The organism is Sediminibacterium soli (genome assembly GCF_009939225.1).
In the GTDB taxonomy this organism is placed as follows: Bacteria; Bacteroidota; Bacteroidia; order Chitinophagales; family Chitinophagaceae; genus Sediminibacterium; species Sediminibacterium soli.
Map to the genome: position 1 here is coordinate 143,045 of NZ_JAACJR010000003.1, position 19,430 is coordinate 162,474.

Below are 19,430 nucleotides of genomic sequence, written 5' to 3' on the forward strand. Positions count from 1 at the left end.
TTTTAGTAGTCAGCTATTGGTTCGGGTAAAGTGAAAGGCAGGCGGTTGAAAGCCCGTGAGCCGGCCGGCTGCTTTTCACATTTGACTGTTAGGATTTCCGCAATACCTGTCCGTCGTAAATATTCTGGTATCCTTCGGTGATCAGTTGCTGTCCGGCGATCAGGCCGCTCCTGATCTCGATTGCCTGTCCGTAAAGCTCGCCAACCACCACATGTTTTTTGCGGGCCACCAGTTTACCGCCTTCGGTTACGGCGATGAACACAAACTTGCCGCTTTCATCGGTGCCCACTGTATTTACGGGAACGGCGATGGCATTGGCTGCAGAGTAGTCAAGTATTTTCACTTCTGCGATCTGGTTCGGGCGGATATTGTTATCCGCCGGCAGTTTGGCTTCCGCGCGGAACGAGCGGTTATTCGGATCGATCACCTGTCCGGAAAGCGTGATCGCCACCGTAAAGGTCCTGTTCACATCGGGCAGCCTTACTATCACCTGCGAACCGGGGCGCACTTTACCGCTGTAGTTCTCGGGTACATCGGTGATCACTTTCAGGTTATTGGTATTTACGATCTTGATCTGCGGCGTGGTGCCTACTGCACCGCTGAAAATTTCGCCCACCCTTACGTTCACTTCATCGGCAACGCCATCCACATCGGCGTAAACATTATAGCCACTCAGCTGTTCCTCCTGCACCTTGATGCTTTCATTGGCGGCGGCCAGCTGTTTTTCGAGTGTTTCCACATTGGTGCGCGCGGTAATCAGTTCTATTTCGGTGCCGATACCCTGTTTCCATAAATTGTTGCGGCGGTTGTATACATCTTTCGCCAGCGACAGTTGTGTTTTGATGGTTTCGGTATTCTGTCTTGAAGCGGCTACCTGCTGTCTGATGATCGCATCATCCAGTTTCAGCAGCAGCTGTCCTTTTCGTACCCTGTCGCCGCGTTTTACATAGATGGCCCTTACCTGTGCAGGTCCCATACGGGGGGCGATATAAGAGATATTGTCCGATTCAACACGTCCCTGCAGGTCTATATAGTGAGCAAAAGGCTGCAGCACCAGCGGGGCGGTGGTTACCAGTTTGGCTGCATCGCTGCCCGCGGCCGATGTATCGAGTTTGGCGATCTCCTGCTCCAGTGTTTTGATCTTGTCGCCGATAGCGGCCTGGTCTTTTTTCAATTTCTCCAGTTCGGTCTTTTTGCCTGCAAGGGTATTGGTATCGGTTGTACCACCGCCACAGGAAGCAACCGTAAGCGCCGTTGCCATAAAAATCACCTGTACTATCTTTTGCATATACTGAGTTTTGAAGTTTTGGTTAATTAGAGTTTGCCCGTCGCCTTGAGGTAATCAACCCTTGCGATGATGGCATTATAAAGTGCATTGATATAATTGGTTTGCGCGGTCACCAGGTCTGTCTGCGCTGCATTGATCTCCGTATTGGAGCCGGTACCGGCTTCGAATTTCTTTTTGGTCTGGCTGTATACGTTCTCGGCCAGCTGCATATTGCGTTTCTGGAAATCCATTGTCGCCAGCGCGCTGCTGAAATTGATCTTCGCGGTTTCCACTTCGCTGTCTATCGTTAAACGCAGGTTGTCCAGCTGGTTATCCGTTTGCTGCATCTCCAGTTTTGCCTTCCTGATGCGTGCGTCTTTGGCAAACCCGTCGAAGATGGGAATAGACAGGCTCAGCCCGATATACGAAGTCGTGAACCAGGGATACTTGCTGCCGCCCTTGAAAAAGGAAAAATCGTTGCGCTGTGCGTTCTTGCTGTACGAGGCATTGAAGGAAAGCGTTGGCAGATAGGCCAGTTTGTAACGGCGTATATTGAACTCGTTGAGTTTTCTGCCCAGTGAAAGGTACTGGTATTCCTTCCTGTTGTTATAGGCATAGCCCGTGTCGGCCAGTATACCGCTTTTTACCTGGTCGTCTGTGATCCTGTCTGTAAGCACCAGCGTATCCTTTACAGGCATACCCATCAGTGTTTTCAGGCCGATATAGCCCACAGAGATGCTGTTCAGCGCTTTTGTCTTTTCTGTCTGCAGGTTGGCCAGCTGCACGGATACTTTGTCGATATCCAGTTTTTCGGCAAAACCGTTTTTATACAGTTCGCCTGCATCGCTCTGCAGTTTGGTAAGACGGGCGATATTGGCATCGAGCAGTTCTATCTGTGTTTTGCTCACCGCCAGCTGGTAGTAGATCTTGTGGATATTTGCCTTGATCATCTCCTCGGTAACCTCTGCATTTTTCTGCTGGAAATCAAGCGATGTGGCCCTTGCCTGCAGCCCGATGAACACCTGTCCGTCGAACAGCAGCTGGTTCAGCGTAATACCGCCGTTGGCATTGTACTTGGTGCCGAACTGCACAGGTATATAGGTACCTGCCGGCTGACCGAACACTTCGCCCGGGATCAGTGAAGTGGGAATTTTGAGGTAATCGGTAACGCCGATATTGGCTGATACCTGCGGTAAAGCGGCGGAAGTAATGTCCCTGTTGGTCTGCTTCTGAATCTGCAAGTTCAGCAAGGCATTTTTAACCTGTACATTATGCTTCCTTGCATACTCCACCGCCTGCTGTACTGTGAATTCGTGACGGGTACTGCTGTCGCTCTGCGCCTGAACGGCAAACATTGCCAGCAGCCAGCCGCACAGCATCATGATACTTTTCATTCGTCTGTTGCTCATAAGGTGTGTGGTTTTTGTCTTTGGTGCTTATATTTTTGAATCAATTTCTGACCCTTTGCGGTGGCCAGTCCGCATAAAAAATTATCCGTGATCTCCTTGATCACCACGCCCAGGTTATGCCTGCCGGCCTGGAACAGCTCGGGGTTGAATACCAGGAATATCGACGCCAGCCTGAAACGGCTGAGGATATCCACCTGTATATCCTCGCGGTAAAGCCCGTCGCTGATACCCGATTCAAGGTTTTCCTTTACCATGGTGTACAGGAACTTATCTTTGTAATCGTTGTATTTTTTGAAAGCCCTCGGGTGGTATTTCTCCATATCGAAGATCAGCGAAGGGTTCATGCGACTGAAAATATCCAGTACCATATCCATGGCCATAAATATTTCATGTACCGCGTTTTCGCTTTTGTGTTTGTGCTGTTTGCACATTTTCTCACTGTCTGCGAGCTCGATATCGATCACATCGTCCACCAGCGCGTCTTTATCGGTATAAAACTGGTAAATGGTTTTCTTGCTTATACCAAGCTGGTTGGCCACCTCATCCATGCTTACGCTGCGTATGCCGTAACGCATAAACAGCTCATGGGCTTTGCTGACAATTCTTTCCTGTGGTTCCATAATCATATAGAAGGACGCAAAACTATGGAAACTTATTTTGAGGTTAGAGTTTCCAACGCTATTTTTTTATGAATTTGTGTTGAACGGTAAACGATCGCCCCTAAACAAATTCCCGCTGTAATGCTTATCGCTGTCAGTTTTCCTGATTGGTTCACTGACAAGTAAATGAATTACAGCGGCGATTGCTGATTTCTTGTTTATTTTACAGCGCAATACCACGCATGGCCAAAACCAACAACCCTACCCTTCGTTTTTACCTCAGACGTCTGCTCCAGCTGTTTATCCAGGGACTGGTGGTGCTGGCGCCCATCGGCATTACGCTATGGGTTGTCATTGGTCTGTTCAGTCTTGTAGATAATATACTGCCCAATATTATCCATACCGTGGCCCCCAGCCTTTTACCCAGGGATGCCGACGGTAATATCAACAGCATACCCGGTCTTGGCTTTGTGGTGGTGGTAACGCTTGTACTGATAGTCGGATGGCTCTCCTCTTTATTTTTTATCGGACGCGTAGTTTCTGTTTTTGATGCTGTTTTGGAGAAAACGCCGGGTATCAAGTTCATCTATTCCTCTGTAAAAGATTTTTTCGAAGCTTTTGCGGGCAACAAAAAGAAATTCGATAAACCCGTACTGGTCAATGTGGATGGGGCCGATGTATGGCGTATCGGTTTTATCACCCAGCCCAATGCCCACGAATTTGGTCTGCCGGAGCATGTAACCGTTTATGTGCCACACTCTTATGCCATTTCAGGTATTACCTATATGGTTCCCCGCAGCAGGGTCAGGCTGCTCACCAATATCAGCGCGGTGGACGCCATGAAGTATACCGTATCGGGTGGGGTCACGGATGTGCATGAGTGAGAGGGTGGTTTAATGGCTGCACTGTTATATTGTTTTACCGCAGACCGGGAAAAAATAATGCGCTGCCTGGCCAAACGGCAATCAAACCATGCAGCCATGAAACAGTGTCACCCCCCGCCCAAAAATCCCTACCTTGCAGCCGCAAGCAAACGGGATGAAACTGCATAATTTTAATTCAGGGCCTTCTATTCTGCCCCAGCCGGTACTCGATGAGGCGGCAAGAGCCATTCATGATTTTAACGGTACGGGTTTATCGATACTCGAGATCGGGCACCGTACGCCCTGGTTCCAGGAAGTACTGAACGAAGCGGTGGCTTCGGTAAAGAAGCTGATGCAGCTGGATGATGCCTACGAGGTGCTGTTCCTGCACGGGGGCGCTACCACGCAGTTCATGCAGGTGCCGATGAACCTGCTGGATACCGGCGATGCCGCAGCCTACTGCGTAAACGGCATCTGGGGAAGCAAGGCATCCAAGGAAGCCGCTGTGTTTGGCACCGCCGCCGTTGTATCCGATTCTGCCGATAAGGGACATACTTATATAGGTAAGGATTTTGATGTGCCGGCAGGCGCAAAATACCTGCATATCACCACCAATAATACCGTGGAGGGCACACAATGGCATAACTACCCATCTGCCGGCGCGCCGCTGATAGGCGATATGAGCAGCGATATCTTCAGCAGACCTGTTGATTTCAGGAAATTTTCACTGATCTATGCAGGCGCACAGAAGAATATGGGTGCCGCGGGGGTAAACCTGGTGGTGGTGAAGAAAGAGATACTGGGCCAGGTGAAGCGCCGCATACCCATCATCATGGACTACCGCAAACACATAGAAGCGGGCTCGCTGATGAACACGCCGCCGGTATTTGCCGTATATGTGAGCATGCTTACCCTGCGCTGGATACTCGCCGAAGGCGGGCTGGAAGCGATGGGTAAAAAAAGTAAGGAAAAATCCGATCTTTTATACAATACGATCGATACCCTGCCCGTCTTTACCTGTAAGGTGGCCAAAGAAGACAGGAGCCAGATGAATGCCGTTTTTTTTCTGACAGACCCTGCCCTCGAAACCCCCTTCCTGGACCTCTGTAAAAAAGAAGGCATGATAGGCGTAAAAGGCTATCGTACCGTTGGCGGTGTACGTGTAAGCATGTACAATGCGCTTGCCCCCGAAAGCGTTCAGGCATTTTGCACACTGATGAAGGATTTCGCCGTTAAACATGGCTGATCAACCGACTGAAAGCAGACAGAAAGTATTTTCCCCTAATTTTGGACCGGAAAACGATTTTGGTCGAAAATTATATGCAACCATCCAAAGACGATATCATCCGGGAAGACATCCTGCGCGAAGCGCAGAAGCTTTTCAGGCAATTCGGTTTGCGTAAAACAACCATGGAAGATATTGCCAAAGCCATCGGCAAAGGCAAAAGCACGCTGTATTACTACTACAGCAGCAAGGAAGAAATATTTGACGCCGTGGTGATGAAGGAAATGGCCGAGGTATTCACCAACGTACAGCAGGCTGTTGAAAAAGCCATGAGCGCCGAAGACAAGCTGAAAGCGTTTACCCTGACGCGCATCAAGGCCGTTCAGAAAAAAGTTACCCTTTACAAGATCGTTAACCGCGAAATGCAGGAAGCGGTGCACTGCATCAAGCACCTGCATACCGAATACGATACGCGCGAGACCAGGCTGGTGGAGAATATTCTGCGGTTCGGCATCAGTAACGGGGAATTTGATAAACAGCTGGCGGCAGAGCTGGATATACTGCCTTCGGTGATGGTGAGCTCGCTGCGCGGGCTGGAAAGGGATATGTTCACAGAGAGCAAATACGCCAGACTGGAATCCAGGATGGAGTCGATCATGAGCATTATGATGCGCGGGCTGAAAAGCAGCAAGCGCAGAACATTCGCCTGATACATTGCACAATAACTATAAAAACAACCAAACATGAAAGAACAAGTTCAATCTGCTGAGGGTAAACTGGGCATCTTGCTGCCCGGTCTGGGTGCGGTAGGTACCACGCTTATTGCGGGAGTGATTGCAGTTAACAAAGGAATTGCACAACCTATCGGTGCATTGACCCAGATGGGTAATATCAGGCTGGGAAAAAGAACAGAGAACCGGTATCCGCTGATAAAGGATTTTGTACCCCTGGCAGAATTGAGCGATGTGGTATTTGGCGGATGGGATGTATATGCCGACAATGTATACGAAGCGGCCAGCAAGGCAAAAGTGCTGGAGTCTTCGCTGCTCGATGCCATCAGGCCCGAACTCGAAGCCATTGTTCCCATGAAAGCGGTGTTTGACAAATCCTATATCAAAAACCTCGACGGAGACAATATAAAGAAAGCCGCAAGCAAACACGACCTGGCCCTGGCGGTAATGAACGATATCGAAACTTTCAGCCAAAAGAACAACTGCAGCCGCGTGGTGATCGTATGGTGCGGTTCCACTGAAAAATACCTGGAAGAAACCGATGTGCACCAGTCTGTAGAGGCATTTGAAGCAGGCTTGCACGATAACGACCCCGCCATTTCACCCAGCATGATCTATGCTTATGCGGCCCTGAAACTCGGCGTACCATTTGCCAACGGCGCGCCCAACCTCACCTGCGATATACCCGCGTTGATACAGCTGTCAAAAGAAACAGATACGCCCATCAGCGGTAAGGATTTCAAAACCGGTCAGACATTGATGAAAACCATTCTTGCACCCGGCTTGCATGCAAGGGCATTGGGCGTGCGCGGCTGGTTCTCCACCAATATCCTCGGCAACCGCGACGGACTGGTGCTGGATGATCCTGATAATTTCAAAACAAAAGAAGTTTCCAAACTGAGTGTGCTCGAAGACATCCTGCAGCCTGATATCAACCCGGGTCTGTACGGCGATCTGTACCATAAAGTGCGCATCAACTATTACCCTCCGCACGGTGATAACAAGGAGAGCTGGGACAATATCGACATATTCGGCTGGCTGGGGTATTCCATGCAGATCAAGATCAATTTCCTTTGCCGCGATTCCATCCTGGCCGCACCGATCGTGCTCGATCTTGCGCTGTTCATGGACCTTGCCAAACGCGCCAATATGAGCGGTATACAGGAGTGGCTGTCGTTCTATTTCAAATCGCCGCAAACCGCGCCGGGTCTGCGTCCCGAGCATGATATCTTCAAACAGCTGATCAAACTGCAGAACACGCTCAGGCATATGATGGGTGAAGACCTGATCACGCACCTGGGATTGGATTATTACCAGGACCTGGTGGAGGCATTATGATAAAACTGCACAAACTGTTCGCCAGTTGCCTGGGTATCGGCCTTATCAAAGGCGGCGGTACCCTGACGGCGGCAGTGGTATGTGCGCTCTGGTATTTTTTTCAGACAGACAGCGGCGCGGAGAACATACTGGTCATTATTACGTTCGCGATTACGGCGATGGGAATATGGTCGGCTCACCGGGTGGAGAAAGACTGGGGAAAAGACAGCAGCCGTGTGGTGATAGATGAGGCGGCAGGCATGTGCATAAGCCTGCTGCTTATTCCCGTAACCACAGTGCATGTGCTGATGGCACTGGGGCTGTTCCGTTTTTTTGATATCCTGAAACCGCTGTTCATCAGGAAAACCGAAGTGCTGCCCGGCGGATGGGGTGTAATGATGGATGATGTGCTGGCCGGCGTGTACAGTAACCTTGTTTTGCAACTGCTGATATACACCTTGCATGTTTAACTACCGCACATTCATCAGGGCACAGGCCTCATCATTCACCGCTTCGGCAACAGACTTTGCCGTAACGGTGGTGCTGAAAGAGTGGGCGCATTGCTGGTACCTGCTGGCAAGCATACTGGGCACGGTCAGCGGCGGTATCGTGAATTTCAGCATGAACCGCAGGTGGGTATTTGCGGCGCACAACAGGAAAATGTTCTTCCAGGCGGTGAAATACGTGCTGGTATGGGTGGGTAACCTGGTACTGGTGTCGCTGGGTGTTTTTTTGATGACGGATTACGGTAAGATCGGTTACCTCGTATCCAAAATTACCGTATCGCTGTTCGTGGGCTTTTTTTATAACTATACACTGCAAAAAAGATTTGTGTTTAAACAGGCGGATGAATGAAAAATAGACAGATGATAAGGAGGGGACTGGTTTCATTGCTATTGCTTCTGGGAATGATGCAATTGTCTGCACAGACCGTTGTACAGGGTGTTATCCGCGATATGGTCAGCAAACAGCCGCTGCAATATGTAAGCGTGGTATTCAAGGGCGGCCGCGGCACGGTTACCGACAGTCTGGGACAGTATACACTGCGTTCTTCGGGTAACGGCAGTTCCATACAGATCTCCTATGTTGGATATAAGGCAATACTGAAGACGATAGTGCCGGGCACCACCCAGCATATGGATTTTGAGCTGGAAACAGATCCCAGGGCCATCAACAACGTTACCGTAAGCACCAACAAACGCGCACCCTATCGCAACAAGGGCAATCCCGCAGTGGAACTCATCAGGCGTGTGATCGAGAACAAATCCCTTAACCGTGTGGAGCATTACGATTATGTGGAGTACGACCAGTACGAGAAAATACTGGTATCCATCAGCAACCCTTCGCAGAAACTGACCAGCTCAAAACTGCTTCGGAGATACCAGTTCGTATTCGATAACAAGGACAGCACCACGCTTGAAGGAAAAACCTTGCTGCCGGTATACCTGGAAGAAACCACCTCCAAAAAATACTACCGCCGCAAACCCGAAAAAACAAAGACCGTGGTAACCGGTGAAAAAAGGGTGAACTACGGGGAGTATATCGATAACAAAGGCATCAGCAGCTACCTCAACAGGCTGTATATGGATGTTGATATCTATGACAACGATATACCCCTGTTTACCTACCAGTTCCTGAGCCCTATCTCCGATCTGGGCCCTACCTTTTACATGTACTATATCCGCGATACCATTACCGATGCAAGCGGACTGAAACTGATCAAACTGTACTTTACGCCCCGTAATACCAACGATCTTTTGTTCAGGGGTAATATGTACGTAACGCTCGACGGTAACTATGCCGTGCAGAAGATCAATATGTTCCTCAGCAAGAATGCCAACCTGAACTGGGTGCGCGAGCTGCATATCGATCTTGATTTTGAAAGAGGCACCGACAGCCGCTATCACCTGATCAAAAGCAATGTGATGGCCGATGCCAGCGTAACCAAGAATACCGGCACCGGGTTCTTTGGCGAGCGCACCGTTTCGTTCCGGAATTTTACCATCAACCAGCCGCAGCCAGACAGCATATATGCCGGCGCCGACCTGGTAAAACAGGAGAAAGCAGAACAAAGAACGGATACATTCTGGACGGCCAACCGCCATGATACGCTGACGAATATCCAGGCCAAGGTGTACAGCAATATCGACAGCCTCGAAAAAATGCCATCCTTCCGCAGAACGATGGCGATCGCCATGTTCCTGTTCTCGGGGTATACTTCGGTGGGTCCGTATTTTGAGGTTGGTCCCGCGGCGGCATTCTACAGTTTTAACCCTGTGGAGGGTTTCAAACTTCGTTTTGGCGGAAGAACAACACCCAAATTCAACAAGCGTCTTTATTTCGAAACCTATGGCGCGTATGGCTTCAAGGATGAGAAATGGAAAGGTTTTCTGAGCACCACCTATTCGCTCAATAACAAGTCGATCTATACCTACCCGCTGAATTTTCTCCGGGCCAGTTTCCAGTACGATACCAAGATACCCGGGCAGGAACTGCAGTTTGTTTCGGAAGACAATTTCCTGCTTTCGTTTAAACGCGGCACCAACGACAAATGGTTATACAACCGCAACATACGACTGGAGTATGTGCACGAATTCGGCAACCATAAATCGTACACCTTGGGTTTCAGGAACTGGCAGCAGGATCCCGCGGGGTCTATCGTGTACGCCAAGCAGCAGAACGGAAGCATGGTTAACGTAGACAGGCTGACCACCACCGAACTTTCTGCAGAATTCCGCTGGGCGCCCAACGAACAGTTTTACCAGGGCAAGGTGTACCGCATACCCATCATCAACAAATACCCGATCGTTACGCTCCGCTTTATTGCGGGTATCAAAGGGCTGGTAAACGGAGAATACAATTACCAGAACCTGAACTTCCGCGTGGAGAAAAGGGCGTATATGTCGCAGCTCGGGTACAACGATATCGTGATCGAGGGCGGGTATATATTCGGCAAACTGCCCTATCCGCTGATGACGGTGCACCGCGCCAACCAGACCTATGCCTACCAGTTGAATTCCTATAACCTGATGAACTTCCAGGAATTTGCGAGCGATCATTTTGTTGCGGTGAACCTGGACCATCATTTCAACGGTCTTTTCTTCAACCGCATTCCGCTGCTGAAGAAACTGAAACTGCGGGAAGTGGTATCCGCCAAAATACTGTACGGCGGTGTGCGCAACGAGAACAACCCTTACAAAGACCCCACATTGATCCAGTACCCCTCGGTGAGCGGTATACCCGCTACCTATGCGCTGGATAAAACACCGTATATAGAGGGCAGTGTGGGTGTTGCCAATATTTTTAAGCTGTTCAGGGTAGACCTGGTGAAAAGGTTCAACTACCTCGATCACCCCGGAGTATCCTCGCTGGGCGTACGTGCCCGGTTCAAATTTGAATTTTAATTATTTTTGCCGATTGAAACAAACGGAAATGGCCGATATATCTCTCAGAACAAAATTGCAACACGGTATCTACCGTATCATCGATCCGTTTGTAAAATTCCTGATCAAGTGCGGTCTGACACCCAATGCGGTTACCACCATCGGGTTTATACTGAATATCTGTGTTACGGTGATCTTTATACTTGGCGCCGAAGCGGGTAACCGCAACGATCTTTCCTATGTGGGATGGGCAGGCGGACTGATATTGTTTGCGGGTTTGTTCGATATGCTGGACGGGCAGGTGGCAAGACTGGGCAACATGAGCTCTTCCTTTGGCGCTTTGTACGATTCGGTGCTGGACAGGTACAGCGAGATGGTGATGTTTTTCGGTATATGTTATTACCTGGTGGGCCACCATTATTTCTTCAGCTCCATCTTTGCATTTATTGCGCTGATCGGATCCATGATGGTGAGTTATACACGTGCAAGGGCGGAGGGGCTTGGTATTGACTGCAAAGACGGTCTGATGCAGCGGCCCGAACGCATCATACTGATCGGCGTATCTGCCATGGCATGCGGCATTACTGCGCATTATATAGGGGGCGATCACAAATGGTATATACCGGGTGTGAAGTTCCATGTACTGGAAACCATGTCTATTTTTACGATGCCTATTGTGCTGATGGCCCTGCTGACCAATATCACCGCGCTCAAAAGGCTGCTGGGCGCCAAGAAAACCCTCGACCAGCGCGATGCGGGCGGTAAAAAAATAATAGTGGCCGCTTCACTCATCGTGCTTGGCGGAATGGGGTTTACCTATAAGGAAAACGATGGCCGTAAGCTGCCCGTTGCAACGCAATCGGTCGTATCGGCCAAAGACCCGGGAGATAATTTCCCTGTTCCCGCCGGTAATGCCAACCAGCTGTTTTACCTGCAGCGAAACGCCAATTCCAATACGGTCGTTTACGAACTGAATTATGAAAAACCGGGCCGGCTCGATGAAGATGCACCGATACACCCGTTCTGGATCCGGTATGCCGATGGCGGCGAAAAAAAAGAACTCAATTATATCCAGCGTGTGTTTGCCTACGGCGTGAAAGTGTGGCCTAAAACAGACGACAGCTACGAGTTTGCATTTGTATCGTACAAAAAACAAAAATTCACATTGGCGCGCTCTCCCAAAGACGGGAAATACCATGTATATGCCACCATCAACCAGAAACAGGCCCTGCTCACCAGGGTATTCATACAGGTGGACGGAGGAACGTTCTGGTCGCCCAATGTTGTCTATATGGAAAAAAAAGGGATCGATCCTGAAACCGGCAAAGAGGTGATGGAAAGATTCAAACCCTGATATGTCCGCAACCACCGAAACAAAATCGCTGTATACCGGGAAGAGTTTTCTTATTGCCTGTACGGTATCGGCTGTTTACCTGCTGCTTTCCTGGCTGCTGATCGGGTATAAGCCGGATCAGTTATACCTGGTGGTATTCTTCAACAGTTTTTATTTTATATCCCGCACAACCAGGAAGTTCATCACCGGACTGTCCATCTTTATCGTGTACTGGGTGATCTTCGATTATATGAAGGCTTTTCCCAATTACCGGTATAACCAGGTGCATATAGCCGATCTGTACCAGGCCGAGAAAAACCTGTTTGGAATTTCAGGTGAGGGTGCAACCCTTACGCCCAATGAATACTGGGCGCTGCACAGCCGCAGTTTCCTGGATGTGATCACGGGTATATTTTATCTGTGCTGGGTGCCCGTTCCGCTGGCATTTGCCGTATACCTGTTTTTTAAGAACAGGATGGGTTTTCTGCATTTTTCGCTTAGTTTCTTCCTGGTGAACCTGATCGGATTTGCGGTCTACTATATCTACCCCGCGGCGCCGCCCTGGTATGTGCAGCAGCACGGGTTTGCTTTTATCGCCAATACACCGGGCAATACGGGCGGACTCGAGAAATTCGATCTTTTTTTCGGCGCGGGTATTTTTCAGTCACTTTACAGTAAGAGCTCGAATGTGTTTGCCGCCATGCCTTCGCTGCATGCTTCTTATCCGCTGATCGTGCTGTATTACGGTATTGTGTATAAGGCAAAATGGTTTAACCTGTTTTTCGGCATGGTTATGCTGGGAATATGGTTTGCGGCGGTGTACAACAGCCATCATTATGTGCTGGACGTGCTTGCAGGCATCGGTTGTGCCATTATCAGCCTGCTGGTATTCAGGGTATCGGTACAGAGAGAAACCTGGGTAAAGCGATTTGTGACCGGATTCGTCAAAAAAATTTCCTGAGCCTCAGCGTTTTTCGCATGTTTTATTTTTCCGCCCCGTTCTGACTTTTCGTTTGTAATTAATTGCGGATATTTGTCCAATGGCAATCGTAAAACCGTTCAAGGCGTTGAGACCGCAGGCCCAGCTGGCAAAACAGGTAGCAAGTCGCCCATATGATGTATTGAATAGCACCGAGGCAAAAACAGAGACGATAGGGAACCCCAATTCCTTTCTTCATATCACCAAAAGTGAAATAGACCTTCCCGATACAACCGATGTACACGATGCATCGGTATACGAGCAGGCAAAAAAGAACCTCTCCGCTTTTATCCAGCGCGATGTGCTGTTCAGGGAAAACAAAGCCTGCTTTTATATTTACCAGCTGGTGATGAATGGCCGCAGCCAGACCGGACTGGTGGGTGTAAGCAGTGTTGATGACTATGAGAACGATATCATTAAAAAACATGAATTTACCCGGCCTGAAAAAGAGCAGGATCGCATCAGCCATATCAGGGTATCGGGGGCGCAGACCGGGAATGTTTTCCTGGCCTACCGCAGCAATGCGGCACTCGATGAACTGATCGGCGACTGGAAGAAAAAGAAATCCGCTGTGTACGATTTTACCGCCGACGATGGTATACAGCATACAGTCTGGATCGTTAACGACGATGCGGCCATCGAAGCCATTGCGCAGGTTTTTGAAAAGAATGTCCCCTTTACCTATATCGCCGACGGGCACCACCGGGCGGCATCGGCAGCCAAGGTAAGAAAGGTGGCGGCCGGCGAGGGCGCCGATTATTTTCTGACCACCCTGTTTCCCTCAGACCAGTTGTACATTATGGACTATAACCGGGTGGTGAAAGACCTGAACGGCCTGACGGAAAAAGCGTTTCTCAAGGAACTCTCCCGGCAGTTCACGGCAGAACCGGTAACCGAGGGCGCTGTTAAACCGGCAAAACTGCACGAGTTCGGGATGTACCTGAACAAACAATGGTACAGGCTCGAAGCCAAAAAAACAAGCTATACCACCGATCCGATAGGCGTGCTGGATGTAACGATACTGCAGAATAACGTACTCGATAAACTGCTTGGCATCAAAGATCCGCGTACCGACAAACGCGTTGATTTTGTTGGCGGCATACGCGGATTGCAGGAACTGGAAAAACGGGTCAACAGCGGCGAAATGGCCGTGGCATTCAGCCTGTATCCCGTAACCATCGAACAGCTGTTCGATATAGCAGACAGCGGCAATGTAATGCCTCCCAAAAGCACCTGGTTTGAACCCAAACTCCGGGATGGCTTGCTTACACACCTTATTTACGAATAACAGGCACGATTTTTTCAGTTACCCTGAGCCGGTTCCTGGTATCGGCATAAACCCGGAAACCCTTTCACATGAAATATTTCGCGATCATACTCTTCGCCACACTGGCAACTGTTCAATTACAGGCACAAAACACAACCCAGCTGCGCGAGCAGTCGAGAACGGCTTTGCAGCAGGGCGATTTTGACAAAGCCATTGCCACGCTTAACCAGGCAAGACAGGCAGAGCCGAACAATATTGAAGTGCTGAAAGACCTTACCTATACCTATTTCCTCAAAAGAGATTTCGGTGCCGCGATAGAAACCGGCAAACCCATGGTGGAGCTTCCGGAGGCAGACCAGCAATCGTTCCAGATACTCGGTCTTTGCTACAAAGCCACCGCCTCTGCCAAGGAAGCAGCGAAACTGTACAAAACCGCGTTGCAGAAATTTCCCAACAGTGGCGTGATCTATAACGAATACGGTGAGCTGCTGGCCATGGATAAGAACCTGGATGACGCAATCGGCGAATGGGAAAAAGGCATTCGCCAGGATCCGAATTACAGCGGCAATTACTACAATGCCGCCATGTATTACAGCCGTACCATGAACTGGACCAGGCTTGTTTTGTACGGGGAGAATTTCCTCAACCTCGAAAGTTTTACAAAACGTTCCGATGATATAAAATCCGTTTTGTTCGATGCTTATAAAAAAGCGCTCGCGCCGGGGGCACTTGCCAACCTGCAGCAGGCAAAAGGTCTTTCCGATTTTGAGAAAGAGGTACTCGCCTCTTTTGTCCAGGCCGCTTCCGCAGTAAAAGACGGCGGCACGGTTGAAAGCATCACCGCCATGCGCAAACAGTTCATCCAGGACTGGGTGCGCATCAAACGGACACAATACCCTTACCGTTTATTCGAACACGGGCAGCAACTGATCGGCGATGGTTTGTTCGATGCCTATAACTACTGGCTGTTCCATACACCCGCCAATGAAGCTGCTTACCAGAGCTGGCAGGGCACCCACGCAAAAGAAGCAGACGGGTTTAAAAAACTGCAGGAAAGCAAGGTGTTCAAGATACCTGCGGGACAGTATTATTTCAAGTCGTAACAGTCCATCCGCCTGCTATAGTTATCTCAGCTTTTTTGCTTATTTTGACAGTTCTAAATCCTTTTTATGGAACCGTCAAAAGATCAGCGTCTCTGGCGAATGGCTCAGAAAAGAGCCAGCTTCAAGAAATCATTATACAGTTACCTGGTGATCTGTGCTTTCTTCTGGGCAATCTGGTGGATCACAACCGGGCGCACACAGGGCTTCAGCAGCCACCCATGGCCTGTATGGGTTATGCTGGGCTGGGGCGTTGCGCTGGGTTTCCAGTATTTTGATGCCTATAGCGGAAGTAAGGAAGACCTTGCCGAAGAGGAATATGAGCGACTGAAACGCGACCAGGGAGCCTGATCTGCTATTCTTTGATCTGATTAACGATTGCCATGACCACCAGGAGACTATTTGATTGTATCGATTACCAGCTGGAGCATTTTCCCAAACCCGATATGCTCAACGCCAAGGAAAAAGGAGTATGGGTGAACTACAGCACGCAGCAGGTGGCCGATATCGTGAACCGCTTCAGCGCAGGCCTGCTGAAACTCGGTGTAAGCGGCGGCGATTTCAGTGCAGAGAACAGCGATAAGATCGCCATCATCAGCAATAACCGCCCCGAATGGATCTTTACCGATATGGCCGCGCAGCAGCTGGGGGCCATCCTGGTTCCGGTTTACCCAACCACCAATCCTGCGGAACTGGCTTTTATCCTGCGCGATGCCGCGGTGAAATACATGTTCGTGAGCAGTCACGACCTGCTCGAAAAAGTAAAAAGCATAACCGCAGAAGTGCCCTCTCTGCAGGGCATTTATACTTTTGAACCTATCGATGGGGCAAAACACTGGAGCGAAGTAACCGCACTGGCCGACGAAGCCGCGCTGCAGCAGGTGGCGGTGATCAGGCAGTCAATCCCCGTAACACATCTTGCCACCATCATCTATACTTCGGGCACCACCGGTACGCCCAAAGGGGTGATGCTGAGCCATAAGAATATTTACAGCAACCTGTATTTTTCAAAACAGAGTTTCCCGTTCGAAGACGCGCCGCAAACCCGTGTGCTGAGCTTTCTTCCGCTGAACCATATCTTCGAAAAAACGGTTTCTTATATCTATCTGTACAGCGGCATCAGTATTTTTTACGCAGAGAGCCTGGAAACCATCGGCGATAACCTGCGCGAAATAAAACCCGACGGGTTTACCACCGTACCGCGCTTGCTGGAGAAAGTTTTTGAGCGGATCATGCACACCGGTTCGCAGCTAACAGGTATCAAAAAGAAACTGTTTTTCTGGGCGGTGGCGCTGGGAGAGAAATACGATAACCGCGTCAGCGGCGGCGCCTGGTACAATATGCAGCTGGCCATTGCCAATAAACTCATCTTCAGCAAATGGCGCGAGGCGCTGGGCGGCAAAGTGTCCTATATTGTAACCGGCGGTGCGGCCTGCCAGGTAAAACTGCTGCGCATTTTCAACGCCGCAAAGATCCCCGTTTACGAAGGGTATGGTCCTACAGAGAACAGTCCTGTGATTTCGGTTAACCGAAAAGAAGCAGGCGGAACAAAATTCGGCACCGTGGGTCCGCCCATCAAAGGCATCGAGGTGAGGCTGGAAGAAGACGGTGAAATATGCGTGTCGGGCCCCTGTGTAATGGAGGGGTATTACAAACGCCCCGATCTTACGGCAGATGCGGTGATCAACGGGTGGCTGCATACCGGCGATATCGGCGTATGGGACGAAAACAAATTTCTGAAGATCACCGACAGAAAAAAAGAACTGTTCAAGACAAGCGGCGGCAAATACGTGGCGCCGCAGCCGATCGAGAACAAACTCAAGGAAAACCCCTTTGTGGAGCAGGTAATGGTGGTGGGCGCGGAAAGGAAATTCGTAGGGGCCCTGATCGTTCCTTCCTTCACCTCGCTGAAAAACTGGGCAAAAGAAAAAAACATCAGCTTTCAAACCAACGAAGAACTGATACATAAACCTGAGACACTGGCATTGTACAAACAGATCGTGGAAGACAATAACGCGGTCTTTAACCATGTGGAACAGATCAAAAAATTCGAACTCCTTCCGCAGGAATGGACCATTGAAACCGGTGAGATGACACCCAAGCTGAGTCTGAAACGCAAGGTGGTGATGGAGAAATTCAGGGAAGCGATTGAGCGAATATACGGGTGAGGGAGTATCGGATATTGAACAGGGAACAGCAAATGTCGCAGTATTGATTTCTGCAGATCGGTATTCCCCCGCCCGGTAATCGGTATTTTCTTATTGTAAACTAAAACATCTCTGCTATGTCCACATTGCTTCGCCGGATGATGCCGGCTTTGTTATTTACGGTATGCGGTGCAACGGTTTTATGCGCCCAGCCGGTAAAAAAATATGATTCGGTTTTTGTCGGCAAACTGAAAGCCGCTGCGTTAACAGCTGTATCGGGCAAGGAAAAAGCGGTGCAGGAAATGGTGGATATGGTGTTCAGCTTCGGCGAGCTGGGCTTTCAGGAAACGGAAACATCAAAATACCTCACAGGCATTCTGGAAAAGAACGGGTTCGCCATCGAACGGAATATTTCCGGTATACCCACTGCCTGGATGGCGCGCTGGGGTAATGGCAGCCCGGTAATTGCACTGGGCAGCGATATCGATTGTATTCCCAAAGCTTCCCAGAAACCGGGCGTTGCCTACAAAGATCCTATCGTGGAAGGCGCGCCCGGTCATGGTGAGGGACATAACTCCGGTCAGGCCGTGATCATCTATGCGGCCATAGCGGCCAAGGAGCTGATGCAGAAAAACAATATACCCGGCACCCTGGTGATCTGGCCCGGCGTGGCGGAAGAACTGGTGGCCAGTAAAGCCTGGTATATACGCGACGGCTATTTTAAAAATGTGGACGCCTGCATCTTCACGCATGTGAGCAGCGATTTTGCCGCCGACTACGGCGATCCGGGTAATAACGGACTGGTATCCGTTCAGTTTTCTTTTGAAGGCGATGCGGCCCATGCAGCCGGCGCGCCCTGGAGAGGCAAAAGCGCATTGGATGCGGTGGAACTGATGGATATCGGCTGGAACTTCAAACGCGAGCACCTCAAACCCACACAGCGATCGCATTACGTGATCACCGATGGCGGCGACCAGCCCAATGTGGTGCCTTCCAAGGCAAGCGTATGGTATTATTTCCGCGAGCGCACTTACGAGGACATACAGGGCCTGTATGATGCAGGCGTAAAGATAGCGCAGGGTGCGGCTACCATGACCGATACAAAAATGAATTACCGCATACTGGGCACCGCATGGCCCGGGCATTTCAACAAGGCGCTGGCCATTGCCATGCATAAGAATATAAAAACGGTGGGCTTTCCGCAATGGAGCGAAGCCGATCAGCAGATGGCCCGGGCCGTGCAGAAACTGGTGGAAGCGCCCAAAAAAGACAACCAGGGAAAACCCATCGACGGGTTGAAATCAAAGATCGACACCGTAAAAGGTTCCGTGCCCTTCTCCTGGGGCGGCGGCTCTGACGATATTGCGGATATTGCATGGAATGTGCCCACCATCGTATTGCGGTACCCGGCCAATATACCCGGCACAAAAGGCCATCACTGGGCCGATGCCATCGCCATGGCTACCCCTATCGCACACAAGGGATCCCTGGCTGGGGCCAAAGCCACCGCGCTTACACTGATCGATCTGTTTACCGATCCGCAGGTGCTGGCAGAGGCAAAGGAGTATTTTCTGAACGTGCAGACAAAGGATGTTCAATACAAACCCTTTATCAAAAACACCGATCCTGCACCGGTTTTTCTCAATAAGGAGATCCAGGGAACCTACCGCGAGCAGATGAAGAAATTTTATTACGATCCGTCCAGATACAGAACCTATCTCGAGCAACTGGGCATCACGTATCCCACAACCGAAAAAAAATGATCTTGGCGGTTAAATAAAATGTAGCGAATTTAGACAACTTGCAACCA

The 19,430-nt window shown here is 50.0% G+C and carries 17 protein-coding genes; 14 read left to right on the plus strand and 3 right to left on the minus strand.

What is annotated here, in order from left to right; translation table 11 throughout:
- Positions 1–88 precede the first annotated feature (88 nt).
- The 3 genes from GWC94_RS00755 to GWC94_RS00765 are packed head-to-tail and all read right to left on the minus strand — an operon-like array spanning position 89 to position 3,296.
- Positions 89–1,288 carry an efflux RND transporter periplasmic adaptor subunit gene (locus GWC94_RS00755; protein WP_161833098.1) on the minus strand — a complete coding sequence of 400 codons (1,200 nt, stop codon included), beginning with the start codon at positions 1,286–1,288 and terminating at the stop codon, positions 89–91.
- Between the two features lie 26 nt (positions 1,289–1,314).
- Positions 1,315–2,676, minus strand: coding sequence for a TolC family protein (locus GWC94_RS00760; RefSeq protein WP_161833099.1), 1,362 nt, complete (start codon positions 2,674–2,676; stop codon positions 1,315–1,317).
- Positions 2,673–3,296 carry a TetR/AcrR family transcriptional regulator gene (locus tag GWC94_RS00765; RefSeq protein ID WP_161833100.1) on the minus strand — a complete coding sequence of 208 codons (624 nt, stop codon included), beginning with the start codon at positions 3,294–3,296 and terminating at the stop codon, positions 2,673–2,675. The genes GWC94_RS00760 and GWC94_RS00765 overlap by 4 nt, the downstream gene beginning before the upstream one ends.
- Positions 3,297–3,517: 221 nt before the next feature.
- Here GWC94_RS00765 and GWC94_RS00770 point away from each other — a divergent pair, with 221 nt between their 5' ends.
- The 14 genes from GWC94_RS00770 to GWC94_RS00835 all read left to right on the plus strand — a co-directional run bounded on the left by GWC94_RS00770 (position 3,518) and on the right by GWC94_RS00835 (position 19,383).
- Positions 3,518–4,159 (plus strand): DUF502 domain-containing protein, encoded by a 642-nt coding sequence (locus GWC94_RS00770; RefSeq protein ID WP_161833101.1) that lies wholly within the window; start codon positions 3,518–3,520, stop codon positions 4,157–4,159.
- Positions 4,160–4,292: 133 nt separating this feature from the next.
- Entirely contained in the window at positions 4,293–5,384 is a 1,092-nt protein-coding gene (gene serC / locus GWC94_RS00775) for a 3-phosphoserine/phosphohydroxythreonine transaminase (protein ID WP_235918413.1), read from the plus strand.
- A gap of 74 nt (positions 5,385–5,458) precedes the next feature.
- Positions 5,459–6,073: a TetR/AcrR family transcriptional regulator gene (locus GWC94_RS00780; protein WP_161833102.1), complete on the plus strand. Its 615-nt coding sequence runs from the start codon at positions 5,459–5,461 to the stop codon at positions 6,071–6,073.
- 33 nt (positions 6,074–6,106) lie between these two features.
- Positions 6,107–7,432, plus strand: coding sequence for an inositol-3-phosphate synthase (locus GWC94_RS00785; protein ID WP_161833103.1), 1,326 nt, complete (start codon positions 6,107–6,109; stop codon positions 7,430–7,432).
- Positions 7,429–7,881: a phosphatidylglycerophosphatase A family protein gene (locus tag GWC94_RS00790; protein ID WP_161833104.1), complete on the plus strand. Its 453-nt coding sequence runs from the start codon at positions 7,429–7,431 to the stop codon at positions 7,879–7,881. Before GWC94_RS00785 ends, GWC94_RS00790 begins: the two co-directional genes overlap by 4 nt.
- Complete coding sequence (locus GWC94_RS00795; protein ID WP_161833105.1) at positions 7,874–8,266, plus strand: GtrA family protein; 393 nt, start codon at positions 7,874–7,876, stop codon at positions 8,264–8,266. The genes GWC94_RS00790 and GWC94_RS00795 overlap by 8 nt, the downstream gene beginning before the upstream one ends.
- Entirely contained in the window at positions 8,263–10,815 is a 2,553-nt protein-coding gene (locus GWC94_RS00800) for a DUF5686 and carboxypeptidase-like regulatory domain-containing protein (RefSeq protein WP_161833106.1), read from the plus strand. The genes GWC94_RS00795 and GWC94_RS00800 overlap by 4 nt, the downstream gene beginning before the upstream one ends.
- Before the next feature lie 28 nt (positions 10,816–10,843).
- The gene (locus GWC94_RS00805; RefSeq protein ID WP_161833107.1) at positions 10,844–12,148 is read left to right on the plus strand and encodes a DUF4833 domain-containing protein; all 1,305 of its coding nucleotides are present in this window, start codon (positions 10,844–10,846) and stop codon (positions 12,146–12,148) included.
- A 1-nt stretch (position 12,149) separates the two neighbouring features.
- A complete protein-coding gene (locus GWC94_RS00810) occupies positions 12,150–13,088 on the plus strand; it encodes a phosphatase PAP2 family protein (protein ID WP_161833108.1) in 939 nt (312 codons plus the stop codon).
- Positions 13,089–13,167: 79 nt separating this feature from the next.
- On the plus strand, positions 13,168–14,394 hold the full coding sequence (locus GWC94_RS00815; RefSeq protein ID WP_161833109.1) for a DUF1015 domain-containing protein: 1,227 nt from the start codon (positions 13,168–13,170) through the stop codon (positions 14,392–14,394).
- Between the two features lie 68 nt (positions 14,395–14,462).
- Positions 14,463–15,476, plus strand: coding sequence for a tetratricopeptide repeat protein (locus GWC94_RS00820; protein ID WP_161833110.1), 1,014 nt, complete (start codon positions 14,463–14,465; stop codon positions 15,474–15,476).
- Between the two features lie 66 nt (positions 15,477–15,542).
- Complete coding sequence (locus GWC94_RS00825) at positions 15,543–15,824, plus strand: 2TM domain-containing protein (protein WP_161833111.1); 282 nt, start codon at positions 15,543–15,545, stop codon at positions 15,822–15,824.
- 32 nt (positions 15,825–15,856) lie between these two features.
- The gene (locus GWC94_RS00830) at positions 15,857–17,641 is read left to right on the plus strand and encodes an AMP-dependent synthetase/ligase (protein WP_161833112.1); all 1,785 of its coding nucleotides are present in this window, start codon (positions 15,857–15,859) and stop codon (positions 17,639–17,641) included.
- Positions 17,642–17,757: 116 nt separating this feature from the next.
- On the plus strand, positions 17,758–19,383 hold the full coding sequence (locus GWC94_RS00835) for an amidohydrolase (RefSeq protein ID WP_161833113.1): 1,626 nt from the start codon (positions 17,758–17,760) through the stop codon (positions 19,381–19,383).
- The last annotated feature ends 47 nt before the right edge of the window (positions 19,384–19,430 follow it).